At 73.0% G+C, this 25881-nt stretch carries 32 protein-coding genes; 4 read left to right on the top strand and 28 right to left on the bottom strand.

Annotated features, from left to right (window positions below; all coding sequences use genetic code 11):
- Positions 1-162: 162 nt before the first annotated feature.
- A complete protein-coding gene (locus tag MT994_RS08690) occupies positions 163-513 on the bottom strand; it encodes a holo-ACP synthase (protein WP_021482029.1) in 351 nt (116 codons plus the stop codon).
- A 125-nt stretch (positions 514-638) separates the two neighbouring features.
- The gene (gene glmS / locus MT994_RS08685; protein WP_061268657.1) at positions 639-2516 is read right to left on the bottom strand and encodes a glutamine--fructose-6-phosphate transaminase (isomerizing); all 1878 of its coding nucleotides are present in this window, start codon (positions 2514-2516) and stop codon (positions 639-641) included.
- Positions 2517-2703: 187 nt separating this feature from the next.
- On the opposite strand from glmS, the gene MT994_RS08680 reads away from it, so the two are divergent.
- Together MT994_RS08680 and coaA are read left to right on the top strand one after the other, a co-directional pair.
- Positions 2704-3600 carry a DUF72 domain-containing protein gene (locus tag MT994_RS08680; protein WP_354805905.1) on the top strand — a complete coding sequence of 299 codons (897 nt, stop codon included), beginning with the start codon at positions 2704-2706 and terminating at the stop codon, positions 3598-3600.
- Positions 3601-3694: 94 nt separating this feature from the next.
- Positions 3695-4684, top strand: coding sequence for a type I pantothenate kinase (gene coaA / locus MT994_RS08675; RefSeq protein WP_044144243.1), 990 nt, complete (start codon positions 3695-3697; stop codon positions 4682-4684).
- 29 nt (positions 4685-4713) lie between these two features.
- Here coaA and MT994_RS08670 read toward each other — a convergent pair whose 3' ends face one another.
- From MT994_RS08670 to MT994_RS08635, 8 genes are all read right to left on the bottom strand, one after another.
- Positions 4714-5583 carry a DedA family protein gene (locus MT994_RS08670; protein ID WP_354805904.1) on the bottom strand — a complete coding sequence of 290 codons (870 nt, stop codon included), beginning with the start codon at positions 5581-5583 and terminating at the stop codon, positions 4714-4716.
- A gap of 266 nt (positions 5584-5849) precedes the next feature.
- Positions 5850-6449 carry a peptide deformylase gene (locus tag MT994_RS08665; protein ID WP_354805902.1) on the bottom strand — a complete coding sequence of 200 codons (600 nt, stop codon included), beginning with the start codon at positions 6447-6449 and terminating at the stop codon, positions 5850-5852.
- 41 nt (positions 6450-6490) lie between these two features.
- Positions 6491-7852, bottom strand: a complete 1362-nt coding sequence (glmM, locus tag MT994_RS08660) for a phosphoglucosamine mutase (protein WP_144680630.1) — start codon at positions 7850-7852, stop codon at positions 6491-6493.
- 149 nt (positions 7853-8001) lie between these two features.
- Complete coding sequence (gene rpsI / locus MT994_RS08655) at positions 8002-8490, bottom strand: 30S ribosomal protein S9 (RefSeq protein WP_021479846.1); 489 nt, start codon at positions 8488-8490, stop codon at positions 8002-8004.
- Between the two features lie 45 nt (positions 8491-8535).
- The gene (gene rplM / locus MT994_RS08650; RefSeq protein ID WP_021479847.1) at positions 8536-8979 is read right to left on the bottom strand and encodes a 50S ribosomal protein L13; all 444 of its coding nucleotides are present in this window, start codon (positions 8977-8979) and stop codon (positions 8536-8538) included.
- Positions 8980-9149: 170 nt separating this feature from the next.
- A complete protein-coding gene (locus tag MT994_RS08645) occupies positions 9150-10070 on the bottom strand; it encodes a rhodanese-related sulfurtransferase (protein ID WP_021479848.1) in 921 nt (306 codons plus the stop codon).
- A gap of 20 nt (positions 10071-10090) precedes the next feature.
- The gene (locus MT994_RS08640; protein ID WP_074808910.1) at positions 10091-11785 is read right to left on the bottom strand and encodes an ATP-binding cassette domain-containing protein; all 1695 of its coding nucleotides are present in this window, start codon (positions 11783-11785) and stop codon (positions 10091-10093) included.
- A gap of 189 nt (positions 11786-11974) precedes the next feature.
- On the bottom strand, positions 11975-12616 hold the full coding sequence (locus tag MT994_RS08635; RefSeq protein ID WP_354805899.1) for a DUF937 domain-containing protein: 642 nt from the start codon (positions 12614-12616) through the stop codon (positions 11975-11977).
- Positions 12617-12758: 142 nt separating this feature from the next.
- On the opposite strand from MT994_RS08635, the gene MT994_RS08630 reads away from it, so the two are divergent.
- Positions 12759-13160 (top strand): DUF5709 domain-containing protein, encoded by a 402-nt coding sequence (locus tag MT994_RS08630; protein ID WP_043652004.1) that lies wholly within the window; start codon positions 12759-12761, stop codon positions 13158-13160.
- A 46-nt stretch (positions 13161-13206) separates the two neighbouring features.
- On the opposite strand, the gene truA is transcribed toward MT994_RS08630, so the two are convergent.
- Positions 13207-14127 (bottom strand): tRNA pseudouridine(38-40) synthase TruA, encoded by a 921-nt coding sequence (truA, locus tag MT994_RS08625; protein WP_354806124.1) that lies wholly within the window; start codon positions 14125-14127, stop codon positions 13207-13209.
- A gap of 89 nt (positions 14128-14216) precedes the next feature.
- Here truA and MT994_RS08620 point away from each other — a divergent pair, with 89 nt between their 5' ends.
- Entirely contained in the window at positions 14217-14987 is a 771-nt protein-coding gene (locus tag MT994_RS08620) for an ROK family protein (protein WP_354805897.1), read from the top strand.
- Between the two features lie 4 nt (positions 14988-14991).
- Here the strand turns inward: MT994_RS08620 and MT994_RS08615 are convergent, their stop codons facing one another.
- The 17 genes from MT994_RS08615 to MT994_RS08535 all read right to left on the bottom strand — a co-directional run bounded on the left by MT994_RS08615 (position 14992) and on the right by MT994_RS08535 (position 25880).
- Positions 14992-15867, bottom strand: coding sequence for an alpha/beta hydrolase (locus tag MT994_RS08615; RefSeq protein WP_354805895.1), 876 nt, complete (start codon positions 15865-15867; stop codon positions 14992-14994).
- Positions 15868-16022: 155 nt separating this feature from the next.
- On the bottom strand, positions 16023-16580 hold the full coding sequence (gene rplQ / locus MT994_RS08610) for a 50S ribosomal protein L17 (protein ID WP_021479761.1): 558 nt from the start codon (positions 16578-16580) through the stop codon (positions 16023-16025).
- Positions 16581-16654: 74 nt separating this feature from the next.
- The gene (locus MT994_RS08605) at positions 16655-17674 is read right to left on the bottom strand and encodes a DNA-directed RNA polymerase subunit alpha (RefSeq protein ID WP_021479760.1); all 1020 of its coding nucleotides are present in this window, start codon (positions 17672-17674) and stop codon (positions 16655-16657) included.
- A gap of 217 nt (positions 17675-17891) precedes the next feature.
- The gene (gene rpsK / locus MT994_RS08600) at positions 17892-18296 is read right to left on the bottom strand and encodes a 30S ribosomal protein S11 (protein WP_021479759.1); all 405 of its coding nucleotides are present in this window, start codon (positions 18294-18296) and stop codon (positions 17892-17894) included.
- 113 nt (positions 18297-18409) lie between these two features.
- On the bottom strand, positions 18410-18784 hold the full coding sequence (rpsM, locus tag MT994_RS08595; protein WP_021479758.1) for a 30S ribosomal protein S13: 375 nt from the start codon (positions 18782-18784) through the stop codon (positions 18410-18412).
- 237 nt (positions 18785-19021) lie between these two features.
- Positions 19022-19135 carry a 50S ribosomal protein L36 gene (gene rpmJ / locus MT994_RS08590; RefSeq protein WP_009740505.1) on the bottom strand — a complete coding sequence of 38 codons (114 nt, stop codon included), beginning with the start codon at positions 19133-19135 and terminating at the stop codon, positions 19022-19024.
- A gap of 96 nt (positions 19136-19231) precedes the next feature.
- The gene (infA, locus tag MT994_RS08585) at positions 19232-19453 is read right to left on the bottom strand and encodes a translation initiation factor IF-1 (RefSeq protein ID WP_012867920.1); all 222 of its coding nucleotides are present in this window, start codon (positions 19451-19453) and stop codon (positions 19232-19234) included.
- Positions 19454-19755: 302 nt separating this feature from the next.
- Positions 19756-20592 (bottom strand): type I methionyl aminopeptidase, encoded by an 837-nt coding sequence (map, locus tag MT994_RS08580; protein ID WP_043651996.1) that lies wholly within the window; start codon positions 20590-20592, stop codon positions 19756-19758.
- Positions 20593-20632: 40 nt separating this feature from the next.
- A complete protein-coding gene (locus MT994_RS08575; protein WP_031315308.1) occupies positions 20633-21190 on the bottom strand; it encodes an adenylate kinase in 558 nt (185 codons plus the stop codon).
- 50 nt (positions 21191-21240) lie between these two features.
- Positions 21241-22539, bottom strand: a complete 1299-nt coding sequence (secY, locus tag MT994_RS08570) for a preprotein translocase subunit SecY (RefSeq protein WP_194522169.1) — start codon at positions 22537-22539, stop codon at positions 21241-21243.
- Between the two features lie 309 nt (positions 22540-22848).
- Entirely contained in the window at positions 22849-23403 is a 555-nt protein-coding gene (rplO, locus tag MT994_RS08565) for a 50S ribosomal protein L15 (protein ID WP_074808895.1), read from the bottom strand.
- Positions 23404-23405: 2 nt separating this feature from the next.
- Positions 23406-23588, bottom strand: a complete 183-nt coding sequence (rpmD, locus tag MT994_RS08560; RefSeq protein WP_021480439.1) for a 50S ribosomal protein L30 — start codon at positions 23586-23588, stop codon at positions 23406-23408.
- Positions 23588-24244: a 30S ribosomal protein S5 gene (gene rpsE / locus MT994_RS08555; RefSeq protein ID WP_021480438.1), complete on the bottom strand. Its 657-nt coding sequence runs from the start codon at positions 24242-24244 to the stop codon at positions 23588-23590. Before rpsE ends, rpmD begins: the two co-directional genes overlap by 1 nt.
- A 40-nt stretch (positions 24245-24284) precedes the next feature.
- The gene (rplR, locus tag MT994_RS08550; protein ID WP_021480437.1) at positions 24285-24656 is read right to left on the bottom strand and encodes a 50S ribosomal protein L18; all 372 of its coding nucleotides are present in this window, start codon (positions 24654-24656) and stop codon (positions 24285-24287) included.
- 2 nt (positions 24657-24658) lie between these two features.
- On the bottom strand, positions 24659-25195 hold the full coding sequence (gene rplF / locus MT994_RS08545; RefSeq protein WP_021480436.1) for a 50S ribosomal protein L6: 537 nt from the start codon (positions 25193-25195) through the stop codon (positions 24659-24661).
- 19 nt (positions 25196-25214) lie between these two features.
- Positions 25215-25613, bottom strand: coding sequence for a 30S ribosomal protein S8 (rpsH, locus tag MT994_RS08540; protein WP_021480435.1), 399 nt, complete (start codon positions 25611-25613; stop codon positions 25215-25217).
- 81 nt (positions 25614-25694) lie between these two features.
- Positions 25695-25880 (bottom strand): type Z 30S ribosomal protein S14, encoded by a 186-nt coding sequence (locus MT994_RS08535; protein ID WP_021480434.1) that lies wholly within the window; start codon positions 25878-25880, stop codon positions 25695-25697.
- Position 25881 lies beyond the last annotated feature (1 nt).

Genomic DNA, 25881 nt, shown 5'->3' with positions numbered 1-25881 from the left:
CACGAGGACCCGTCGTCGTCGGGCCGGCGACTGACCTGTGGACAACGACCCGACGTCGCGTCCTGTGGACGACGCCGAGACCCCACGGCCGCCGTTCACCATGCGGTGGGAGCCCGTCCGGCTTCGTTGACGGGCGGCAACGGCATGTTCGGCGGGATGGGGTCAGCCCTCTGCGACGACCATCGCCGAGGCGATGCCGGCGTCGTGCGAGATGCTCAGGTGCCAGGCCGTGATGCCGAGCGCGTCCGCACGTGCCGCGACCGTGCCGGTGATCTCGACCTCCGGCGGGCCGCCGACGACGCGGTGCACCGTCGCGTCGTGCCAGCGCATGCCCGCGGGGGCACCCAGCGCCTTGGCGATGGCTTCCTTCGCCGCGAACCGCGCGGCGAGCGACGCGGGAGGCAGGTCACGCTCGGCCTCGGTGAACAGCTTCTCGCGGAGCCGGGGCGTGCGCTCCAGGGTCTCCATGAACCGCGCGACGTCCACGACGTCGATCCCCACGCCCTTGATCATGCGTCCACCCTACGGTGGCGACCAGGCCTCCCCGCCTCCACGAGCAGGTGGTCCTGGTTCGTCCGGGAGACCGGACGAGCCAGGACCACCTGGTCGGCGCGTGGGCGGGGGCGGGGCCGGGAGGGCTACTCGACCGTGACCGACTTCGCGAGGTTGCGCGGCTGGTCGACGTCGAGGCCCTTCGCCGTCGCGAGCGCCATCGCGAAGATCTGCAGCGGCACGACGGCCAGCAGCGGCGAGAGCAGCGTCGGGGACTCGGGGATCCAGAAGATCTCGTCCGCGTAGGGACGCACGGCGTCGTCCCCGTCCTCGGCGATGACGAGCGTGCGTGCGCCGCGCGCCCGGATCTCCTGGATGTTCGAGATGACCTTGGAGTGCAGGCCCTCGCGGCCCTTCGGCGACGGCACGACGACGAACACCGGCTGGCCCTCGTCGATCAGCGCGATCGGCCCGTGCTTGAGCTCGCCGGCCGCGAAGCCCTCCGCGTGGATGTACGCGAGCTCCTTGAGCTTGAGCGCGCCCTCGAGCGCGACGGGGAACCCGACGTGGCGCCCGAGGAACAGCACGGACGAGGCGTCCTTCATCGACCGCGCGGTCGCGCGCACGTACTCGCCGCGCTCGATGACCGTCTGGATCTTGCGCGGCATCTCGCGCAGGTCCTCGAGGATCGCCGCGATCTCGTCGGGGAACTTGTTCCCGCGCAGCTGCGCGAGGTAGAGGCCCAGGAGGTACGCGGCGGTGATCTGCGACAGGAACGCCTTCGTCGAGGCGACCGCGATCTCCGGGCCGGCGTGCGTGTAGAGCACGGCGTCGGACTCACGCGGGATCGTCGAGCCGTGCGTGTTGACGATCGAGATGACCTTCGCGCCCTGCTCGCGCGCGTGGCGCACGGCCATGAGCGTGTCCATGGTCTCGCCGGACTGCGTCACGGCGACGACGAGCGTCTTCTCGTCGACGATCGGGTCGCGGTAGCGGAACTCGTGCGCGAGCTCGACCTCGACCGGGATGCGGCACCAGTGCTCGATCGCGTACTTCGCGACGTGGCCCGAGTAGGCCGCCGTGCCGCACGCGACGACGATGATCTTGTCGACCGAGCGCAGCACGGCCTCGTCGATGCGCAGGTCGTCGAGCACGAGCTTGCCCGACGGGTCCGTGCGGCCGAGCAGCGTGTCGGCGACGGCGTGCGGCTGGTCGTGGATCTCCTTGTCCATGAAGGACGAGAAGCCGCCCTTCTCCGCGGCGGCCGCGTCCCAGTCGACCGTGTAGCGCTTCGCCTCGGCGGGGTTGCCGTCGAAGTCGGTCACCTCGACCGACGTCGGCGTGATCGTGACGATCTGGTCCTGCCCGAGCTCGAGCGCCTCCTTGGTGTGGGAGATGAACGCCGCGACGTCGGACCCGAGGAAGTTCTCGCCCTCGCCCAGCCCGACGACGAGCGGCGAGTCGTGCCGCGCGCCCACGACCGTGTCGGGGGCGTCGGCGTGCACGGCGAGGAGCGTGAAGGTGCCCTCGAGCCGCCGCGCCACCTGCCCCATCGCGAGCGTGAGGTCCTTCGTGTCGCGGTACGCCCGCGCGAGGAGCTGCGCGGCGACCTCGGTGTCGGTCTCGGACCGGAACGTCACGCCCTCGGCGAGGAGCTCGGCCTTGAGGGTCGCGAAGTTCTCGACGATGCCGTTGTGGATCACGGCGAGGCGGTCGTCGTCCGCGAGGTGGGGGTGCGCGTTGGTGTCCGTCGGGCCGCCGTGCGTCGCCCACCGCGTGTGCCCGATCGACGCGGTCGCCGCGGGCAGCGGGTGCGTCTCGATCTCCTGCACGAGGTTCGCGAGCTTGCCCGACTTCTTCGCGAACGCGACGGCGTCGACGCCGGGCGCGACGAGCGCGACCCCGGCCGAGTCGTAGCCGCGGTACTCGAGCCGTCCGAGTCCTTCGAGAGCGACGTCGAGGGGTCGCCCCGAGGCCTCTCCGACCATGGTTCCAGGGCCCACGTAGCCCACGATTCCGCACATGGTGATCGAGTCTAGCCACGGACCCGCGCCCCTTCGGGGCCGCGTGATCCCGCGGTTCTTCGTGAGGTCCGCTGCCTAATCGGGGCCCGCGGCGCGCGGGCCGTCCTCGCGCCCGCGGCCTCGTCGTGTTCCGGTCCGTGGCGCGTTCGCCGGGCGTGGGACTCGCGGCACCGCGAGGCTGGTGCTCGTGCCCACCGTCCGGATCGGTCTCTCGGGGTGGCGGTACGCGGACTGGCGCGGACCGTTCTACCCCGCGGGGCTCCCCCAGCGCCGCGAGCTCGAGCACGTCGCCTCGCTCTTCCCCGCCGTCGAGCTCAACGGGTCGTTCTACTCGTTGCAGCGGCCGTCGTCGTTCGTCGCGTGGCGCGACCAGACCCCCGAGGGCTTCACGTTCGCGGTCAAGGGACCGCGCTTCGTCACCCACATGAAGCGGCTGCGGGACGTGCGGACGCCGGTCGCCAACTTCGTCGCGAGCGGCGTCCTCGCGCTCGGCAGCAGGCTCGGGCCCGTCCTGTGGCAGCTCCCGGCGCGGACCGCCTTAGACCACGACCTGCTCGACGCGTTCCTCACGCTCCTGCCGCGCACCACCCGCGAGGCGGCGCGGCTCGCGCACGAGCACGACGACCGCCTGCGCGCGCCCGCCTGGACGGAGACCGATGCGGACCGCCCGCTCGTGCACGCGCTCGAGCCGCGGCACGCGTCGTTCGCCACGCCGGAGGCGCTCGACCTCCTGCGCCGGCACGGCGTGGCGTTCGCCGTGTCGGACGGCGCGGGCCGGTGGCCGCTCGTCGAGGCGGTCACGAGCCCGCTCGTGTACGTGCGCCTGCACGGGGACCAGGAGCTCTACCGCAGCGGCTACCGGCCGCACGTGCTCGACGCGTGGGCCGAGCGCGTGCGCGCCTGGCACGCCGCGGGCCACGACGTCGAGGTCTACTTCGACAACGACGTGGACGCCCACGCCCCGGCCGACGCGCTCGCCCTCATGGCCCGCCTGCCCGACCTCGCGCTCCCCGGCCCGGGGCCCGCCGTCGAGCCGGCGCCGCGCCGTCGTCAGGCCGCGCGCGGGGCCGACGACGCCCGCTGAGACGACCCGCGGAGGGCGGCCCCGCGGTGCCCTCGTCGGGGCGCGGGGCGGCCCCGTGCACCGGCACGGGCGCGCATCCGGCAGAATCGGGCGGGTGTCCTCCCCCGCCGACGACCCGTCCGACCTCCTGCGGGCCCACCTGGCCGCGCCGTCGTCCTCGCCGTACGTCGATCTCGACCGGGCCGTGTGGAGCCGGCTGTCGGAGTCGACGCCGCTGCCGCTGACCGACGACGACGTCGCGCGCCTGCGCGGCCTCGGTGACCCGATCGACCTCGCCGAGGTCGACGCCGTCTACCGGCCGCTCTCGCGCCTGCTCAACCTCTACGTCACCGCGACGTCCGGCCTGCACGAGGCGACGTCGACGTTCCTGCGCGAGGAGACCGGCAACACGCCGTACGTCATCGGCGTGGCCGGCTCCGTGGCCGTCGGGAAGTCGACGACGGCGCGCGTGCTGCGCGAGATGCTGGCCCGCTGGCCGGAGACCCCGCGCGTCGAGCTCATCACGACCGACGGCTTCCTCTACCCCAACGCGGAGCTCGCGCGCCGGGGCCTCATGGACCGCAAGGGCTTCCCCGAGTCCTACGACCGTCGCGCGCTCATCCGGTTCCTGTCCAAGGTCAAGGCGGGGCACGCCGAGGTGCGGGCCCCCGTCTACGACCACCTCACGTACGACATCGTGCCGGGGGCCGAGGCCGTCGTCCGCAAGCCCGACGTCCTCGTCGTCGAGGGCCTCAACGTGCTCCAGCCCGCGCGTCCGAGCGCGCACGACGAGTCGACCGTCGCCGTGTCGGACTTCTTCGACTTCTCGATCTACGTGGACGCCCGCACGCGCAACATCCGCCAGTGGTACGTCGACCGGTTCCTCGCGCTGCGCCGCACGGCGTTCGCGCGCCCCGAGTCGTACTTCCGCCGCTACGCCGACCTCACGGACGAGCAGGCGGTGGAGCGAGCGAAGTCGATCTGGGACGCGATCAACGCGCCGAACCTCGAGCAGAACATCCTGCCGACGCGCGGCCGCGCGACCCTCGTCCTCACGAAGGGCTCGGACCACTCGGTCCAGCGCGTCCGCCTGCGCAAGCTCTGAGGCGACCCGCTCAGGCCACGGGCGGAAGGTCAGGTCGCGCGGGGCGGCGTGCCCGACGACGTCGCCCCCGACGGCCCGGGCGGCACCGTCCCGGAGGCGTCCGCCGTGCGCGGACCGGGCGCGGGCGCGCCGGTCACCGGCCCGGTCGCTGGGTTCCCGCCGGCCGTCGCGCCCCCGCCGGGCGCGGTCGCGGCCGGCGTCCCGCCGGTCGTCGGCGCGGTCCCGGCCGGGTCGGTCGCGTCCTCCCCCGCAGGCACCCGCGCCGTCGGCGGCAGCTCGCCGCGCTGCCGCGCGCGCATCATGAGCACGCGGTCGATCACGAACCCGCTCCCGACGCCCAGCACGATGCCCACGACCATCGCGAGCAGCGGCTCGTGGCCCAGCCAGCGGGCGGCGACGAGCCCGATGAGCACCGAGTAGACGGCCCACGTCACCGCCGCGATACCGGAGAACGCCATGAACCGACGCCGCGGGTACCGGACGGCGCCGGCCGTCATGTTCACCGCGACGCGGCCCACGGGGATGTAGCGCGCCGCGAGGATGAACGACGCCCCGCGGTGCGCGAGGGCGCGCTCGGCCCATCCCACGGCGCGCCGCCCGCGGGGCGTGCGCAGGATGCGCAGACGCTCCGTGCCGACGGCGCGACCGATCGCGAACGCGATCTGGTCCCCGGTCCAGGCGCCCAGGGCCGCGACGAGGAGCACGAGGACGAGGTTCGGCTCGCCGGTCGCGTGCGCGGAGACCGCGAGCGTGATGACGACCGACTCGCTGGGGACCGGCGGGAAGAACCCGTCGATGGTCGCGAAGCCGAACAGGGCGGGATAGATCCACGCGGACGCCGCGAGGGCGAGAATCCAGTGCTCGAGATTCTCCAGGAAGATCGACACGGCGTCGGGCAACGGCGTCCTCGTTCGTCTGCTGGCGGGGAGGCCAGGCGGGCGGTGGCGGCAGGTCGGTCGTCCTGCACCAGGACAAGCCTACGGAGCGCGAGGACGACGACCATCAGGGAGACCCCCGGTTCACCCCTGAGGACCCCGGGCGCGACGGCGCCGCGCCCGTGACGATTCTGCCGCGCCAGCCGCGGCAGGGTCGTCATCCCGACGGACGACTTCCCGCGGCGGGCCCGTACGTCGTGAGGACCAGGGGCCCGCGGACGCCCGGTGAGCTAGCTCCCGGCGCCCGGGAGCCGCGCCACCCCGAGGGTCGAGGACAGCGTGCGCAGGTCGGCGGCGTCGAGGTAGAGCTCGCCCCGCAGGTGGTCCGTCTCGTGCTGGACGATGCGCGCGGGCCACCCGGTCAGCACGTCGTCGAACGGCTCGCCGGCCTCGTCCTGGCCCGTGAGCCGGACGGCGTGGGCGCGCGTCCGCTCGGCCTGCCAGCCGTGCACGGAGAGGCAGCCCTCGAAGAACGTGCGCGTCTCCTCGCCGACGACCTCGTAGCGCGGGTTCACGAGCACCCGGTACTCCAGGAGGCTTCGCTCCCGGTCGTCGTCGACGTCCGGTGCCCCCGGGTCCTCGACCACGGCCACCGCGAGGCCGATGCCGACCTGCGGCGCGGCGAGCCCCACCCCGGGCGCCGCGCGCATGGTCACGCGCATCGCGTCGAGGAAGCGCGGCAGCGCGTCGCCGAGCTGGCCCGCGTACGGCACGGCCGGCGTGCGCAGCACGGGGTGGCCGGCCTGCACGATCGGCAGGACGCCGTCCGGGTACGCGGCGAGGAGCGCGAGCACGTGCTCGCGCAGCGCCTCGTCGACCCCCTGCCGCACGCTCGTTCCCGCCTCGCGTCCCGTCGGCCGTCCGGACGCGCTCACAGGGCGAGCCGCTCGCGCACGACGCCCGCGAGCTGCGCGGCGACCGCGTCGGCCTGCTGCTGCGTCGCCGCCTCGACCATGACCCGGACGAGCGGCTCGGTGCCCGACGGCCGCAGGAGCACCCGCCCCGTCTCGCCGAGCGAGCGCTCCGCACCGGCGACCGCGGCCAGCAGCGCCTCGTCGGTCGACGCGCGCGCCTTGTCCACGCCCGGGACGTTGAGGAGGGTCTGCGGGAGCCGCTGCACGACGCCCGCGAGGTCCGCGAGCTTCTGGCCCGTCGCGCGCACCCGCGCCGCGAGCTGGAGGGCCGTGAGCACGCCGTCGCCCGTCGTCGCGTAGCGCGACATGACGATGTGGCCGGACTGCTCGCCGCCCAGGCCGTAGCCGTGGGCGCGCATCTCCTCGAGCACGTACCGGTCGCCGACCGCCGTCTGGACGGTGCTGATCCCCGCCGCGCGCATCGCGAGCAGCAGCCCGAGGTTGCTCATCACCGTGACGACGAGCGTGTCGTGCGGGAGCGCGCCCTCGTCCTTGAGCGCGAGGGCGAGGACGCCCATGATCTGGTCGCCGTCGACGACGGTGCCGCCGTGGTCGACCGCGATGCAGCGGTCCGCGTCGCCGTCGAACGCGACGCCGAAGTCGGCCTCGGACGCGACGACGACGGCCTGGAGCTGCTCCGGGTGGTTCGAGCCGCACGCCGCGTTGATGTTGCGGCCGTCGGGGCTCGCGTTGATGACGACGACGTCCGCCCCGGCAGCACGCAGCGCCGCGGGCCCGACGTCGCTCGCCGCGCCGTTCGCGCAGTCGACCGCGATCCGCAGCCCGGCCAGCGGCTTGTGGTCCTCGTCGGCGCCGATGCTCGACATGAGGTGCTCGACGTACGCGCCGCCCGCGCGGCCCGAGTCCGGGGAGATGCGGCCGACGACGCCGTGCGTCGGGCGCTCCCACTCCTGGCCCAGCAGGCTCTCGATGCGGTCCTCGACCGCGTCGTCGAGCTTCACGCCGCCGCGCGCGAGGAACTTGATCCCGTTGTCCTGCATGGGGTTGTGCGACGCCGAGATGACGACGCCGAAGTCGACGTCCATGGTGCTCGTCAGGTAGGCGACCGCCGGGGTCGGCAGGACTCCGACGTCCTTCACGTCGACGCCCGCGCTCGCGAGCCCCGCGATGAGCGCCGCGCCGAGGAACTCCCCGGACACGCGCGTGTCGCGCCCGACGACCGCGCGCGGGCGGTGCCCTTCCTCCTGACCGCTCGCGAGCACGCGGGCCGCGGCGACGCCGAGGTCCAGCGCGAGCTCCGCCGTCACGTTGCCGTTCGCGAGACCGCGCACCCCGTCGGTGCCGAAAAGCCGTCCCATGGAAGTCCTTCCCCTCGTACCGGCCGTACGCCGACCGTACGACCGTCAGCCGCTGCCCGCCGTCGACGGGTCTTGGTCACCGCTCCTCACAAACGCCGTCGGCCCCGGTGGACGAGGTCCACCGGGGCCGACGAGCGCACAGCGCAGGATCAGCGCTTGGAGTACTGCGGTGCCTTGCGGGCCTTCTTGAGACCGGCCTTCTTGCGCTCGACGACGCGGGCGTCGCGAGTGAGGAAGCCGGCCTTCTTCAGCGCGGGGCGGTTGTGCTCGGCGTCGATCGCGTTGAGCGCGCGCGCGATCGCCAGGCGCAGCGCGCCGGCCTGGCCCGAGGAGCCGCCGCCAGTGATGCGGGCGACGACGTCGAAGCGACCCTCGACGTCGACCAGCTTCAGCGGGGAGTTGACGAGCTGCTGGTGGACCTTGTTCGGGAAGTAGTCCTCGAGCGTGCGCCCGTTGACCTTCCAGGTGCCGGTGCCGGGGACGAGGCGCACGCGCGCCACGGCCTCCTTGCGGCGGCCCAGGGCCTGGCCGGGGGCGGTGATGCTCTGGCCGCGGCCCGTGGGGGCGGCGGACTCGGAGGTGTAGGTGCTGGGCGTCTCGTCGCCCAGGGTGTCGGTGTCGACGGTGGTCTCGGCCACGGGTGGTGTCCTCGCGTCTCTCTGTGCGCTACGCCTGGGCGGCGATTACTGCGCGACCTGGGTGATCTCGAACGGCTTCGGCTGCTGAGCGGCGTGCGGGTGCTCGGCACCCGCGTAGACCTTCAGCTTGCCGAACTGGGCGCGACCGAGGGTCGTCTTGGGGAGCATGCCCCGGACGGCCTTCTCGACGGCACGCTCGGGGTGCTTGTCGAGCAGGTCGCCGTAGGCGACGGCACGCAGACCACCCGGGTAACCGGAGTGGTTGTAGGCCATCTTCTGCTCGCGCTTGTTGCCGCTCAGGGCGACCTTGCCGGCGTTGATGACGATGACGAAGTCACCGCCGTCGACGTGCGGAGCGAAGGTCGGCTTGTGCTTGCCGCGCAGCAGGGTGGCCACGTGGGTGGCCAGGCGGCCCAGGACGACGTCGGTCGCGTCGATGACGTACCAGTCGCGCTGGACGTCGCCGGGCTTCGGGGTGTACGTACGCACGGTCGTAGCCTTCGTTTCTGTCTCAGGATGTCTTCTTCGACCGCTGAAGCGTGCGGCCGAGAGGGCAGGTCGTTGCGCGGCGGGCTCGGTCGACACCCGCTCCTTGGCCGGCAGCGAGTGGGCGCGCTAGCGACACGGGTGTCGTGAGATGAGCACAACGACTCACCAGACTACCCGCGAGGCAGGCCGCCGGTCAAAGCGGCCGGACGCTCCCGGACGCACGTCTCGCAGCGCGTCGAGCGGGCCTCGTGGACGCAGCCGGGGCAGTACAGGCGCAGGGTCCGGCAGCTCGGGTCGGCGCAGTTCTCGTACTTCGCCGTCGGCGCCCCGCACGCCGTGCACGCGCCGAGCGGCGTCGACCCCGGGCCGAGCTCGACGTGCATGCGCTCGTCGAACACGTAGAGCGACCCCTCCCACAGCCCCTGCGAGCCGAACACCTCGCCGTAGCGCACGACGCCGCCGTCGAGCTGGTACACCTCCTCGAACCCGCGGGCGCGCAGCAGGGCCGACAGCACCTCGCACCGCACGCCCCCCGTGCAGTACGTGACGACGGGCCGCCCCTTGAGGTCGTCATAGCGGCCCGAGTCGATCTCGGCGACGAAGTCCCGCGTGGTCGCGACGTCGGGCACGACGGCCCCGCGGAAGCGGCCGATGGCCGCCTCGAACGCGTTGCGGCCGTCGAGCATCACGACGTCGTCGCCGCGCTCCTCGACGAGGTCGTGCAGGGCCTGCGGGCTCAGCCGCTCCCCGCCGCCGACGACGCCGTGCTCGTCGACCCGGACCTCGTCCGGCACGCCGAACGCGACGAGCTCGGGGCGCACCTTGACGGACAGGCGCGGGAAGTCCCGGCCCGTGCCGTCGGACCACTTGACGTCGACGCCCTCGAAGCCCGGGTACCGGCGCGTCGTCTTCACGTACTGCTTGAGGTCCTCGACCGTCCCGCCGAGGGTCGCGTTGATCCCGTGCTCCGACACGATCACGCGACCCGTGAGGTGCCACCGCTCCCCCAGCGCCTGCTGCCAGAGCTGCACGGCACGCGGGTCCCGCAGCGGCGTGAAGGCGTAGAAGAGCACGATCTTGTGGACGGCCATGCCCACCAGGATAGGGACGGCTAGCGCGCCCGACGGACGCGTTCGACGTCCCAGACCGGCTCCGGCGCCTCGACGACCTCGCCGTCCTCGCGGAACACGAGGAACCGGTCGAAGCCGCGCGCGAACCACCGGTCGTGCGTCACCGCGAGCACGGTGCCCTGGAAGGCCGCGAGCCCCGCCTCGAGCGCCTCCGCCGAGTGCAGGTCGAGGTTGTCCGTCGGCTCGTCGAGCAGGAGCAGCGTCGCGCCGTCGAGCTCGAGGAGCAGGATCTGGAAGCGCGCCTGCTGGCCGCCCGAGAGCGTCTCGAAGCGCTGCTCGGCCTGGCCCACGAGCTCGTACCGGTCGAGCGCCCGGCTCGCGCCCTCGCGCCCCATGCCCGCCCGGTGCCCCTCGCCGCGGTGGAGGATCTCCAGCAGCGTGCGCCCCCGCAGCTCCGGGTGGTCGTGATTCTGCGCGAACCACCCCGGCCGCACCCGCGACCCGAGCACGGCCCGGCCCGTGTGCGCCACGGGAGCGGGCGCCGCCGGGCCGCCGGCCACGTCGTCGGGCACGGTGCCCGGCTCGGGGTCGCTCCCGCCCGCGGCGAGGAGGCGCAGGAAGTGCGACTTCCCGGAGCCGTTCGAGCCGAGCACCGCGACGCGCTCGCCGAAGAACACCTCGACGTCGAACGGCTTCATGAGCCCCGTGAGCTCGAGCCGCTCGCACGTCACCGCGCGCTTGGCCGTCCGCCCGCCCGTGAGCCGCACGGTCACGTTCTGGTCGCGCGCGACCACCTCGGGACGCCCCGCCTCCTCGAACTTGCGCAGGCGCGTGCGCGCGGCCTGGTACCGGCTCGCGAGGCCGTCGTTGAACGCGGCCTTCGTCTTGAGCGTCCGCACGAGCTCCTGGAGCTTGGCGTGCTCCTCGTCCCAGCGGCGCGCGAGCTCGGCGAGCCGGTCGCGCCGGTCCGCACGGGCCTGGGCGTACGTCGCGAAGCCGCCGCCGTGCACCCACACCGTGCCGCCGCCCGGCGTCGGCTCGAGCGTCGCGACCTGGGTCGCGGTACGCGACAGCAGCTCGCGGTCGTGGGACACGAAGAGGACCGTCTTGGACGACGCGACGAGCCGCTCCTCGAGCCAGCGCTTCGTCGGCACGTCGAGGTGGTTGTCCGGCTCGTCGAGCAGCAGGACCTCCTCCGGCCCGCGGAGCAGGGCCGTGAGCGCGAGCCGCTTTTGCTCGCCCCCGGACAGCGACCGCACGTCGCGCCACTGCGCCTTCTCGAACGGGACCGACAGCACCTCGTCGGTCACCTCGTCCCAGCCGGCCTCGGCGTCGTAGCCGCCCACGTCCGCCCAGTCCACGAGGGCCTGGGCGTAGCGGAGCTGGGCGGGCTCGTCGTCGACCGTCATGATGTCGTGCTCGGCGGCCGCGAGCTCGAGCGCCGCCTCGCGGACCGCGGTCGGCGCGAGCCCGACGAGCAGGTCGCGCACCGTGCGGTCGTCGTCGATGCGGCCGACGTCCTGGCGCATCACCCCGAGCCCGCCGCTGCGCACGACGGCACCGCCGTGCGGGGCGACCTCACCGGTGACGATGCGCAGCAGCGTCGACTTCCCGACGCCGTTGGGCCCCACGAGCGCGACGCGCGCGCCGTCCGCGACCCGCAGGTCGACGCCGTCGAGCAGGGTGCGCCCGTCGGGCAGGTGATACGTGACGTCGCTGAGGTCGAGGTGTCCCACCCCGTCATGGTCCCCGACGTCGGCCGTGCGGTCACGCGCTTTGCGGACCCGGGCGTCCGGCACCTCGGCCGGGTCGGCGCCACCCGCCGCCCGGCACCACGGCCGGCGGGCGCCGGACGCGGGACGCCGGGTGGCGGGATGGCGGGTGGCGGGATGGCGGGTGGCGGGACGCCGGGATGGCGGGACGGCTCAGCGCCGGCCGCCCCCGAGGAGGCCGCCCAGCCCGCCCAGGAGGTCGCCGAGACCGCCGCCGGCGCCCGACCCGCCGCCCAGGAGCCCGCCGAGGACGTCGCCCAGGCCGCCCCCACCGGTCTGCGGCGCGCCCGGCCGCTCGCCCGCGCCCTTCCCCGCCGCGGTGCCGCCCGAAGTGCCGCCCGCCGTGCCGCCCGCCGTGCCGCCCGAGGTGCCGGTCGGGACGCCGCCCGACGACCCGGCGCCGCCGAGCTGCTTCGCGAGGAAGGCCAGCGCGATCGGCGCGAGCGCGGGAAGCACCTTCGCGAGCAGGTCCTTGCCGGTGCCCGTCGACCGGGCGAGCTGCGCGACGACCGCCTGCTCGTTCTGCCCGAACACGTGCCCGACGATCTTGCGGCCGTCGTCGGTGTCGACGTCGTCGAGGTCGACACCACCCTCCACGAGCGCCGGGTCGTGCTGCGCGAGGGCCTCGCCGAGCGACGCCGCGCCCGCCGGGTCCTGCGCGTTGGCGCGCAGCCCGCCCAGCAGCGCGGGCAGCGCCGCGCCCACCGCGCGCTGCGCCGTCGCCTCGTCGACGCCGAGCCGACCGGCGAGCTGGTCGAGCGGGACGGTGGACAGGATGTCGTCGATGCCGGCCATGGGGTCGTCCTCCGGTTCAGGGGTGCTCCAGCGGGTGCGCACCGGGGCGCGGTGCGGCCCCACCGTAGTCCCGGCCGGGCGCCCTCGCAGGCACTCGCGTCCGGGGCTGCGTCCGTCCCCGTGAGGTGCCAGGGTGGGACGCATGAGCGAAGACACCACCGCCACGAGCCCCGACCCGGAGACGGGCGCCGAGGGCGACACCGACCAGCTCCAGCCCGAGGAGACGCTCCTCGACCGCGGCGTGGACGACGTGCTCGACGAGGGCTACTCCCCGCCCGAGCGCCCCCGCTCGAACCACTTCGGCGAGACGCCGTGGGAAGAGGTGCACGGCGAGACGCTCGACCAGCGCCTCGCCGAGGAGGAGCCGGAGGAGTGGGAGCGCGACCCGGCCGAGCGGCCCGACGAGACCCGCGCGGGCCGCCTCGTCGCGGACCCCGACGCCCTCGACGGGCGCCAGAACGACACGTACGCCGACGACGAGGGGATCTCCGGGGGCGCCGCGGGCGCCGAGGAGGCCGCCGTCCACGTCGTCGAGGAGCCCTGAGAAGCCCTGAGGAAGCCCTGAGGACGAGCGCCCGCCCGCGGCCGGCTCAGGCCGGCTCGCGGGGCGGCGCGTCCTCCCAGACGTCCTCCTCGTTCCGCACGGCGCGGATGCGGTCGGCACGCGCCGCGAGCTCCGCGTCGGGCGGGTAGGTGACCTCCTCGAGCACGAGCCCGTGCGCCGGCACGACGCCCGCCCCCGCGTCCCGGCGCCGGCTTGCGAGGAGCTCCGCCGGCCACCCGACGTCGCGCCGCCTCTCCCCCACGGCGAGCGACGCGCCGACGAGCGCGCGCACCATGTTGTGGCAGAACGCGTCCGCGCGGACGTGCGCGACGACGAGCCCCGCGTCGGGGCCGTCCGCCGGGCGCGACCACGACAGGTGCTGCAGCTCGCGGATCGTCGTCGCGCCGGGTCGCGGCTTGCAGAACGCCGCGAAGTCCCGCACCCCGAGCAGGGGCCGCACGGCGGCGTCCATCGCCGCGACGTCGAGCGGTCGCCGGCTCCACAGCACCCAGTCCCGGCGCAGCGGGTCGCGCTGCGCCGGGTCGTCCGCGACGCGGTACGTGTACGCGCGGTGCAGCGCGGAGAATCGGGCGTCGAACCCGGCCGGGGCCGGCGCGGCACGGTGCACGACGACGTCCCCCGGCAGCACGCCCCCCAGCCGCGCGACGAGCGCGTCCCCCGGCGCGCGGTCGGACCGGCCGGGCAGCGCCTCCCACTGCGCCCGCGTGAGGTCGACGTGCGCGACCTGCCCCCGCGCGTGCACGCCCGCGTCCGTGCGCCCCGCCACCGTGAGCCGCGGCGCCGCGCCCCGCAGGATCGTCGCGAGCCCGTCCTCGAGCGTTCCCTGCACCGTGCGCAGCGTCGGCTGCCGGGCCCAGCCGGCGAACGCCGTCCCCTGGTAGGCGAGGTCCAGGCGCACGCGCACGACGTCGTCCGGCACGTCGGGTCGCGGGGCGTCGGGGTCCAGGAGGGCGGGGGGCGGGACGGCGGTCACGGGAGTTCACCGTAGTCGCCCGCCCGTGCGCCGCGCGCGCCGCCGTGCCTACGCTGCCGCCCATGACCGGCGACCCGCACGACGTCCGCATCCTCGCCGTCGACTGCGGCGGGGGCGGCATCAAGGCGAACGTGCTCGACGCGTCGGGCACCGCGCACGCCGCGGCGGTGCGCGTCCCCACGCCCTACCCCCTCCCGCCCGACCTCCTCGTCGAGACGGTCGCGGGCATCGCGGCCACGCTGCCTCCCGCCGACCGCGTCACGGTGGGCATGCCCGGGATGATCCGGCGCGGCGTCGTCGTGCACACGCCCCACTACGTGACGCGCAGCGGGCCCCGGTCGCGCGTGGACCCCGCGCTCGTCGAGGCCTGGACGAGCTTCGACGTCCGCGCGGCGGTCGAGCGCCGGCTCGGCGTCCCGGCGCTCGTGCTCAACGACGCCGAGGTGCACGGCGCGGGCGTCGTCGCGGCGTCCGGGCTCGAGCTCGTGCTGACGCTGGGGACGGGGCTCGGCTCGGCGCTGTTCCACGGGGGCCGGCTCGCGCCGCACCTCGAGTGGTCGCGCGCCCCGGTCCGGCGCGGCACCACGTACGACGAGTACGTCGGCGAGCCTGAGCGCCGCCGTCTGGGCGACGGGCTCTGGTCGCGCCGGGTCCTCGCGGTCGTCGAGGGTCTGCGGCCCGTGTTCTGGTGGGACCGCCTCTACCTGGGCGGGGGCAACTCGCGGCGCATCACCCCGAGCGTCCTCGACCGGCTCGGCGACGACGTCGTCGTGGTGCCGAACTCGGCGGCCCTCGTCGGGGGCGCCCGCGCGTGGGACCTCCCGCCGGCCTGACGCCTCAGCGACCGGCCGTGCCGTCGCCCGGCGCCCCGTCCGCGGTGCGCTGCCTGGACGCGGCCGCGGCGGGCTCGAGGAGGCCCGCCGTCGTGCCCTCGTCCCCGTCGCCCGGCGGCGCGCCCGCGGCGAGGGCGCCGTGCGCGTCGAGCAGGACGCGGTTGAACGCCACGGGCGCGTCCAGGCTCACCAGGTGCCGCGCGCCCGGGACGACGACGAGCCGGGCGGGGGCCCCGCCCGCGCGCGCCGCGGCGAGGAACCCGCGCTCCCCGAGCCGGAAGTGGTCCCAGCGCCCGTTGACGAGCCAGACCGGCGAGCCCGCGGCCGCGAGGGCCCGGACCGGGTCGACCGACCCCACCTCGCGCAGGATCGCGCTCATGACGTCGAGGGCGAACCCGCCGGCCGCGAGGTCGGCGGCGGCCTGGGCCGTCATCGCCCGGTCGACGAGCGCCTGGTTCAGCCCGGCTCCCCCGTCCGGGAGCCGCTCGATGCCGCGCGCGAGGACGAGCCAGCCGCCGCGCAGGCGCGTCGACGGCGGCGTCGAGCACGCGGCGGCGACGAGCCCCACGACGCGCTCCGGGTGCCGCGCGCGCGTCTCGATCGCGACGTAGCCCCCGAGCGACAGCCCGACGACGAGCGCGCGGCCACCGACGTCGTCGATCCCGGCCGCGACCGCCTCGACCGCGCCGTCGAGCGTGAACGCCTCGCCGCGCCGCACCCCGTGGCCCGGCAGGTCGACCGCGACGGCCCGCACGCCGGCACGACGCAGCGCCGCGAGCTGGTCGCGCCACATCGAGCGCGACGTGCGCGACCCGTGCACGAGGACGACGGGCGGCCACGTCCCGGTCCCGGTCCCGGGCGACGCGTCGGTGGGGGTCACGTCTCGACCGTAGGCCCTGCTCCACGCGAGATCGACCCGGGGGAACGCGACAGGGCCGGAGGCTCGCCAGAGCCGGGGACGCCGCAGGGCCCGGGACCGTACGGTCCCGGGCCCTGCGCGACGAGCCCCGGAGGGCTCAGGCGGGAAGAGGAGGCTCAGGCCTCCTTCTTCTCCTCCGTGGCGTCCTCGACGGGCGCGTCCTGGACGTCCTCGGCGGGAGCGTCCTCGACGGCGGCGTCCTCGACGGGCGCGTCCTCGACCTTGTCGGCCTTCTTGGACGGCTTGTCGGCCTTCTTCTTGCTCGCCTTCTCGGCAGCCTTCTCCGCCTCGCGGACGACGGCCTGCTTCGGGCTGACGGGCTCGGTCACGAGCTCGATCACCGCGAGGGGCGCGTTGTCGCCCTTGCGCGTGCCGACCTTCGTGATGCGCGTGTAGCCACCCTCACGCTCCGCCATCTGCGGGGCGATCTCGGTGAACAGCGTGTGCACCACGGACTTGTCGCGGACGACGCGCAGGACGCGACGGCGCGCGTGCAGGTCGCCGCGCTTGGCGAACGTGATGAGGCGCTCGGCCACCGGGCGCAGGCGCTTCGCCTTGGTCTCGGTGGTCGTGATGCGGCCGTGCTCGAAGAGCTGGGTGGACAGGTTCGCGAGCATCAGGCGCTCGTGAGCCGGTCCGCTGCCGAGCCGGGGGCCCTTGGCGGGGGTAGGCATGGGATGTGCTCCTTGGGAAGTGATCGCGCCGCAGGTGCGGACCCGGACGCGCTGAGGTGTCTAGAGCCGCAGGCTCAGTACTGCTGCTCGGTGTCCGAGAACGTCGCCTCGTCGTCGTCGCCGTCGTAGTACGCGGCGGCCGACGGGTCGAAGTCGAGCGGCGAGTCCTTGAGGGACAGGCCGAGCTCGGCGAGCTTCTCCTTCACCTCGTTGATGGACTTCGCACCGAAGTTGCGGATGTCCAGCAGGTCCGCCTCGCTGCGTGCGACGAGCTCGCCCACCTGGTGGATGCCCTCGCGCTTGAGGCAGTTGTACGAGCGGATCGTGAGGTTGAGCTCCTCGATCGGCAGCGCCAGGTCCGCGGCCAGGGCCGCGTCCGTCGGCGACGGACCGATCTCGATGCCTTCGGCCTCGACGTTGAGCTCGCGGGCGAGGCCGAAGAGCTCCACCAGCGTCTTGCCGGCCGACGCGAGCGCGTCGCGCGGCGAGATCGCCGGCTTCGTCTCGACGTCCACGACCAGCTTGTCGAAGTCCGTGCGCTGCTCGACACGCGTCGCCTCGACCTTGTAGGTCACCTTGAGGACCGGCGAGTAGATCGAGTCGACCGGGATCCGGCCGATCTCGGCGTCGAACGACTTGTTCTGCGAGGCCGAGACGTAGCCACGGCCGCGCTCGACGGTCAGCTCGATCTCGAGCTTGCCCTTGTCGTTGAGCGTGGCGATGTGCAGCTCGGGGTTGTGGACCTCCACACCCGCGGGCGGGACGATGTCCGCCGCGGTGACCGCACCAGCACCCTGCTTGCGCAGGTACATCACGACGGGCTCGTCGTTCTCCGAGGAGACGACGAGGTTCTTGATGTTGAGGATGACCTCGGTCACGTCCTCCTTCACACCCGGCACGGTGGTGAACTCGTGGAGCACACCGTCGATGCGGATGGAGGTGACCGCCGCGCCCGGGATGGACGACAGCAGCGTGCGACGCAGCGAGTTGCCGAGCGTGTAGCCGAAGCCGGGCTCCAGCGGCTCGATGGAGAAGCGCGAACGGTTCTCCGAGATGACCTCTTCGGTCAAGGTGGGGCGCTGTGCGATCAGCACTGGTGGTTTCCTTTCGGTGAGCGTCCGCCATATGACGCTGCACGGTTCAAGGCGAGGTGCGTGCCTGCGGCACGCGGCCCCGGCCGGGACTCTGTCCACCCGGCCGGGAAGGGTGCGTCGACCCCGTCAGGAGGCGGCTGCCCCGTGACGGGCGCCGTCGACGGGCTCGGCCGGTCGGTGACCGGGCGGCCCGTCGACGGCACGCCGACGACGAGGGTCAGACGCGACGACGCTTGGGCGGCCGGCACCCGTTGTGCGCCTGCGGCGTCACGTCCTGGATCGAGCCGACCTCGAGGCCGGCCGACTGCAGCGAGCGGATCGCCGTCTCGCGACCCGAGCCCGGGCCCTTGACGAAGACGTCGACCTTCTTCATGCCGTGCTCCTGCGCCTTGCGGGCAGCGGCCTCGGCCGCGAGGCCGGCGGCGAAGGGGGTCGACTTGCGGGAGCCCTTGAAGCCGACGTCGCCGCCGGAGGCCCACGCGATCACGGCGCCCGACGGGTCCGTGATCGACACGATCGTGTTGTTGAACGTGCTCTTGATGTGCGCCTGGCCGGCGGGGACGTTCTTCTTGTCCTTGCGACGAGGCTTGCGCCCAGCGGCGGCGCGAGTCTTGGGAGGCATGTCCTTCTTCTCTCCTGGTCTGAGGTGGTCTGACCGCGGGGATCTCCACCCGGCACGGGACGGACCGTGAGGTCCGCGTCAGTGCGCGAGCAGGGCCCGCCCTGCGGACTGGCTCAGCGGGCCTTCTTCTTGCCGGCCACGGTGCGCTTCGGTCCCTTGCGCGTACGCGCGTTGGTCTTCGTGCGCTGGCCGCGCACAGGCAGGCCGCGGCGGTGACGCAGGCCCTGGTAGGTGCCGATCTCGACCTTGCGGCGGATGTCGGCGGCCACCTCACGACGGAGGTCACCCTCGAGCTTGTAGTTGCCCTCGAGGTAGTCGCGGAGCGCGACGAGCTCGGCGTCGCCGAGGTCCTTCACGCGGGCGTCCGGGCTGATGCCGGTGGCGGCCAGCGTCTGCTGGGCGCGGGTACGGCCGACGCCGTAGATGTAGGTGAGCGCGACCTCGAGCCGCTTGTCGCGGGGGAGGTCGACGCCGATGAGACGTGCCATGTGCCTTTCGGCTCCTCGTGCTTCGTCGGAGGTCTGTCGCACCGCCCTCCCACGGGGAGCTCCGTGGGCCCCGGCCTCCGAGCCGGGGGTTCCCCTGCCTGTGGCGTTCTCCTCCCGGACTCGCGTCCGGGGTGCCGAGCAGGTTCGTGGTGGTGCGCTGGTGGCCGGCCGTCGTCGTGACGGGCGGCCTGGTGACCGCGGTCCCGGAGGACCGTCACCCGTGGCGCAGGTGAGGGCTCAGCCCTGGCGCTGCTTGTGCCGCAGGTTCTCGCAGATCACCATGACGCGACCGTGCCGGCGGATCACCTTGCACTTGTCGCAGATCTTCTTGACGCTGGGCTTGACCTTCATCTTCGTTCCCTCAGTGGTGCCCCGCTCCGGGCGCGACCGACGAGCGGCCCCGGTGGTCCCGGGTGCGAGGCGGGTGAGTGGGTGGACGCGTGACGACTACTTGTAGCGGTAGACGATCCGGCCGCGGGACAGGTCGTACGGGCTCAGCTCGACCACGACCCGGTCCTCGGGGAGGATCCGGATGTAGTGCTGGCGCATCTTGCCCGAGATGTGCGCGAGAACCTTGTGCCCGTTGGCCAGCTCCACGCGGAACATCGCGTTCGGCAGGGCCTCGACCACGCTGCCCTCGATCTCGATGACACCGTCCTTCTTTGCCATGTCCTCCGCTAACTCTCGTCTGAACTGCTAGGACTCCCGCGCACGCCCGACCCGAGGGTCGTCCGATCGTGGGAGGTGCGTGGAGCCGCGTGCGGTGGTCGGTCGCCCGGGTCCCGAGGGACGGGGGCCGGATGAACGACGTGCACGGACTACACCCGACGGACCATCCTACGGCATCCGGCAAGGGACGGGAAACCGTGGCGGGTCGTGCGCGCGGTGCGACGCGTCACTCCCCCGTCGCGCCGGGTGCCGTCGCGCGCTGCCGGACGGGAGCGAGGAGACCGCGACGGGCCGGTGCGGGGTCAGGCCGCGAGCGGTGCGACGCGGACGCCGAGCTCCGCGAGCTCCGCGGCGCCGCCGTCGGGCGCGGTGAGGACCCAGATGCCCTCGTCGAGGATCGCGACGCTGTGCTCCCAGTGCGCGGCACGGGTGCCGTCGTCGGTCACGACCGTCCAGTCGTCCTCGCACACCTCGGTGAACCGCTCGCCCCGTGTGAGCATCGGCTCGATCGCGAGGCACATGCCCGGGCGCAGCCGCGGGCCCTTCTCGCGCGTGCGGTAGTTCGGGACGTCCGGGGGCTGGTGCATGGCGGACCCGATCCCGTGGCCGACGTAGTCCTCGACGATGCCGTAGGTCACGCCGTCCGACTCCCCCGAGACACGCACCGAGTCCTCGATGGCGGCCCCGACGTCGCACAGCCGCTCGCTCGTCGCGAGGGCGGCGATCCCGGCCCACATGGCGCGGCGCGTCGCCTCGACGAGCGCCTCGTCCTGGGGGTCGCCCTCGCCGAGCACGAACGAGACCGCCGAGTCGCCGTGCCAGCCGTCGACGACGGCCCCGCAGTCGACGGAGACGACGTCCCCCGGGCGCAGCTCGCGCGGCCCGGGGATGCCGTGGACGACCTCGTCGTTCACCGACACGCAGAGCGACGCCGGGTAGCCCTCGTACCCGAGGAACGACGGCGTCGCCCCGGCGTCCGCGATGACCGCGGCGGCGAGCGCGTCGAGGTCGGCGGTCGTCATGCCCGGGCGGACCGCGTCGCGCACCGTCCCGAGCGCGCGCGCCACGACGAGGCCGGCGCTGCGCATGGACCGGACCTGGTCGTGCGTCTTGTACTCGATGCGCTCGCGACCGAACACCCTGCTGCTCCTCAGAACCGACGGAAAGACGTGCGGGCGCTCAGCCGACGAGCGCGGTCAGCGCCGACACGATGCGGCCGGTGACCTCGTCGATGTCGCCGATCCCGTCGACGCGCACCAGCAGGCCGCGGTCCGCGTAGGCGGAGGTGAGCGGCGCCGTCTGCTCCGCGTAGATGTCGAGGCGGCGCGCGATGGCCTCCTCCGTGTCGTCCTCGCGGCCCTCGATCTCCGCGCGCTTCGCGAGGCGCGCGAGCAGCTCGTCGCGGTCGGCGGTGAGCTCCACGACGCCGTCCAGCGCGACCCCCAGGTCGGCGAGGATCGCGTCGAGCTCGACGACCTGGGCCGCGTTGCGCGGGTAGCCGTCGAGGATGAACCCCTGCGCGGCGTCGTCCTGCGCGAGACGGTCGCGGACCATCGCGTTCGTCACCGAGTCGGGGACGAGGTCGCCCTTCGCGGTGTACTCCTGCGCGAGGCGGCCGAGCTCCGTGCCGCCCTTGATGTTCGCCCGGAAGATGTCGCCGGTCGAGATCGCCGGGATGGACAGCTGCTCGGCGAGCCGGGCGGCCTGCGTCCCCTTGCCCGCGCCCTGCGGGCCCATGATGACGAGGCGCGCGGGGCGCGCGGCGGACTGGCCGTCGGTGGCGTTGCTCAACGGAGGAACCCTTCGTAGTGGCGCTGCTGCAGCTGGGAGTTGATCTGCTTGACCGTCTCCAGGCCGACGCCGACGACGATGATGATCGAGGAGCCACCGAACGGGATGTTCGTGCTCACGCCGAGCCCGATGAGGACCAGCGTCGGCAGCAGTGCGACGAGCGCGAGGTAGATGGCACCCGCGGAGGTGATGCGGGTGATGACGTAGTCGAGGTACTCGGCGGTGGGCCGGCCGGCGCGGATGCCCGGGATGAAGCCGCCGTACTTCTTCATGTTGTCCGCGACCTCGTCCGGGTTGAACGTGATCGACGTGTAGAAGAAGCAGAAGAACAGGATCATCACCACGTACAGCAGGATGTGCAGCGGCGCGGACGGGTCGGCCAGGTTCGTGCTGATCCAGATCACCCAGTCGGCGCTCTGGTCGCCGAACTGCGCGATGAGGCCCGGGACCGCGAGCAGCGAGGCCGCGAAGATCACCGGGATGACGCCCGCCATGTTGATCTTGATCGGGATGTAGGTGCTCGAGCCGCCGTACATGCGGCGACCGACCATGCGCTTGGCGTACTGCACCGGCACGCGGCGCTGCGACTGCTCGACGAACACGACCAGCCCGATGACGAGCACGATGACCGCGATCATGATGATGAAGTTCGTCGCGCCGTTCGCGCCGCCGGCGATCGACCACAGGGCGGTCGGGAAGCTCGCGGCGATGGACGTGAAGATGAGCAGCGACATGCCGTTGCCGACGCCGCGCTCCGTGATGAGCTCACCGAGCCACATGATGAGGCCGGTACCCGCGGTCATCGTGATGACCATGAGGGCCATCGTGACGAAGCTGGCGTCCGGGATGACGTCGACGGAGCAGCCCTGGAAGAGCAGGCCGTTGCGCGCCGTCGTGATGACGGTCGTCGACTGGAGGATGGCGAGCGCGATCGTCAGGTAGCGCGTGTACTGCGTGAGCTTCGCCTGGCCCGACTGGCCCTCCTTGTGGAGCGCCTCGAAGCGAGGGATCACGACGCGCAGCAGCTGGACGATGATGCTCGCGGTGATGTACGGCATGATGCCGAGCGCGAAGATCGACAGCTGGAGCAGCGCGCCGCCGCTGAAGAGGTTGACCAGGCTGAGCAGGTCGTTGCCGTCGGCGGTCTCCGCGATGCACTGCTGCACGTTGGGGTAGTCCACGCCGGGCGTGGGGATGAACGACCCCACCCGGAAGATCGCCATGATCGCGATCGTGAACAGCAGCTTGCGCCGCAGGTCGGGCGTCCGGAAAGCCCGGGCGAATGCGCTGAGCACCTATCCTCCTGGCCCGCCGAGGCGGGATGTCGTGTCGCCGGGAGGCCCGGCGAGGTGTGACGCACGGCACGGGCGCCAAGAGGCACCCTAGCCGTAGCGCCGCGTCGAACGGCAAGTCGGTCCCGATCACCGGACGGGCCGGCCGTGGACCTGGGAGTGACGGCGGTCACCCCGGGGTGCGGGGAGACAGCCGTCGGAGAGTCTAGACCGTGGTCCGCTGCCGGACGGACCACGGGTCGTGCAGGGAGGCGCCCTCAGACGCGGACAGGGCCGACGGCGCGTACACGCCACCGGCCCTGTCCAGGTGTGTCAGTCCTCCGAGACCGAACCGCCGGCCGCGAGGATCTTCTCGCGAGCCGCGCCCGAGAGGGCGTCGACCGCGACCTCGAGCTTGACGGTGATCTCACCCGTGCCGAGCACCTTGACGAGCTGGCCCTTGCGGACCGCGCCCTTCGCGACGAGGTCCTCGACGGTGACCTGGCCACCCTCGGGGTACAGCGCCGCGAGCTTGTCCAGGTTCACGACCTGGTACTCGGTGCGGAACGGGTTCTTGAAGCCGCGCAGCTTCGGGAGGCGCATGTGCAGAGGCATCTGCCCACCCTCGAAGCGCTCGGGAACCTGGTAACGAGCCTTCGTACCCTTGGTACCACGGCCCGCCGTCTTACCCTTCGACGCCTCACCACGACCCACGCGGGTCTTGGCCTTCTTGGCGCCGGGAGCCGGACGCAGGTGGTGGACCTTGAGCGTGCCGCCGGCACCCTCGGTCTGCGCGGGGGTCTGCTCGGCCTTCGCCGGAGCAGACGCCTTCGCAGCGGTCTTCTTCTTCGGAGCCTCGGCGGTCTCCTTGGTGGCCTTCTCAGCCATGGTCACTCGACCTCCTCAACGGTGACGAGGTGCGCCACCGTCGCGACCATGCCGCGGATCTCCGGGCGGTCCTCCTTCACGGCGGTGTCGCCGATCCGCTTGAGGCCCAGAGTGCGCAGCGTGTCGCGCTGGTTCTGCTTGCCGCCGATGGCGGACTTCGTCTGGGTCACCTTGAGCCTGGCCATCAGGCGTTCACCCCCGCAGCACGGGCACGCAGGAGCGCGGCCGGGGCCACGTCCTCGAGCGGGAGACCACGGCGCGCGGCGACAGCCTCAGGCTGCTCCAGGTTGCGCAGGGCCTCGACGGTCGCGTGCACGATGTTGATCGCGTTGGACGAGCCGAGCGACTTGCTCAGCACGTCGTGGATGCCCGCGCACTCCAGCACGGCGCGCACCGGACCACCGGCGATCACACCGGTACCCGGAGCGGCCGGACGGAGGAACACGACGCCGGCGGCGGCCTCACCCTGGATGGGGTGCGGGATGGTGCCCTGGATGCGCGGGACCTTGAAGAAGTTCTTCTTGGCCTCCTCGACACCCTTGGCGATCGCCGCGGGCACCTCCTTCGCCTTGCCGTAGCCGACGCCGACGGTGCCGTCGCCGTCGCCCACCACGACGAGCGCGGTGAAGCTGAAGCGGCGGCCGCCCTTGACGACCTTGGAGACGCGGTTGATGGTGACGACGCGCTCGACGAAGGCGTTCTTCTCGGCTGCGTCGCCACGGCGACCGTCGCGACGGTCACCGCGACGGTCGTCGCGGCGCCCCCCGCGCGCGTTCTGGTCGCTCGACTCGTTGGCGGCACCCGTGGGGGCGCCGGTGTTGCTGCGCTGCCCTGCAGCCATCAGAGAATCCTTTGCTTCCGTGTGGGGATGGTCGGCGTCGTCACAGGGACAGACCGCCCTCGCGAGCGCCGTCGGCGACCGCAGCGACCCGACCGTGGTACTTGTTGCCACCACGGTCGAAGACGACGGAGTCGACGCCCTTGGCCTTCGCACGCTCGGCGACGAGCTCGCCGACCTTGCGGGCCTTGGCGCTCTTGTCGCCGTCGAGCGCACGCAGGTCCGCCTCGAGCGACGAGGCCGACGCGAGCGTCTGACCGATCGTGTCGTCCACGACCTGAGCCGTGATGTGACGCGTGGAACGCGTCACCACGAGGCGCGGACGACCGGCGGTCCCCTTGATCTTCTTGCGCAGGCGCAGGTGCCGGCGCTGACGCGCGACGGCCTTGCCCTTGCCGAGAACCTTCAGAGCCATCGTTACTTACCAGCCTTTCCAGCCTTGCGGCGGACGACCTCGCCGGCGTAACGCACACCCTTGCCCTTGTACGGCTCGGGCTTGCGGATCTTGCGGATGTTCGCTGCGATCTCGCCGACCTGCTGCTTGTCGATGCCGGAGACCGAGAACTTCGTCGGGCTCTCGACCGCGAACGTGATGCCCGCGGGCGGGGTCACGACGACCGGGTGGCTGAAGCCGAGGGCGAACTCGAGGTCCGAGCCCTTGGCCGTCACGCGGTAACCGGTGCCGACGATCTCGAGCTTCTTCTCGTAGCCCTGCGTCACGCCCTGGACGAGGTTCGCCAGGAGGGTGCGGGTCAGGCCGTGCAGCGCGCGGGACTCGCGCTCGTCGTTCGGGCGCGACACCACGAGGGTGCCGTCCTCCTGAGCGACCTGGATGGGGGCGGGCACGTGGTGCTCGAGCGAGCCCTTGGGGCCCTTCACGGTCACGAGCGCGCCGCTGATGGTGACGTCCACTCCGGCGGGAACCGGAACGGGGATCTTGCCGATTCGAGACATGGCGTATCTCCTTTCCGGGTTACCAGACGTAGGCGAGGACTTCGCCGCCCACGCCCTTCGTGGCGGCCTGCTTGTCGGTGAGCAGACCGGAGGACGTGGACAGGATCGCCACGCCCAGGCCGCCGAGAACCTTCGGCAGCTCGGTGGACTTGACGTACTTGCGCAGGCCGGGCTTCGACACGCGGCGCACGCCGGCGAGGCTGCGCTCACGGTTCGGGCCGAACTTGAGCTGGATGGTGAGGTTCTTGCCCACCGTCGCGTCCTCGACGCTCCAGCCGGAGATGTAGCCCTCGGCCTGGAGGATCTCGGCAATGTGCGACTTCAGCTTCGAGTACGGCATGGTCACCGTCTCGTGGTAAGCCGAGTTCGCGTTCCGCAGACGCGTCAGCATGTCTGCGATCGGGTCGGTCATCGTCATCGGGCTCTAGCCCTTCCTCGACGTGGTATCCGGGCGGGGCGCGTCGAGCGACGCGCTCCGCCAGGACCTACGACGTAGTTGTTACCAGCTGCTCTTGGTGACGCCCGGAAGCTCACCACGGTGGGCCATCTCGCGCACGCAGATGCGGCACAGGCCGAACTTGCGGTACACCGAGTGCGGGCGACCGCACTTCTGGCACCGGGTGTAGGCGCGGACCGCGAACTTCGGCTTGGCGGCCGCCTTGTTGATCAGGGCCTTCTTCGCCATG

The sequence above is a fragment of the Cellulosimicrobium sp. MI9406 genome, from assembly GCF_040595865.1.
Taxonomy (GTDB): domain Bacteria; phylum Actinomycetota; class Actinomycetes; order Actinomycetales; family Cellulomonadaceae; genus Cellulosimicrobium; species Cellulosimicrobium funkei.
Note: the sequence above shows the minus strand (reverse complement) of the source record. Positions and strands in the feature narration are given on the sequence as shown.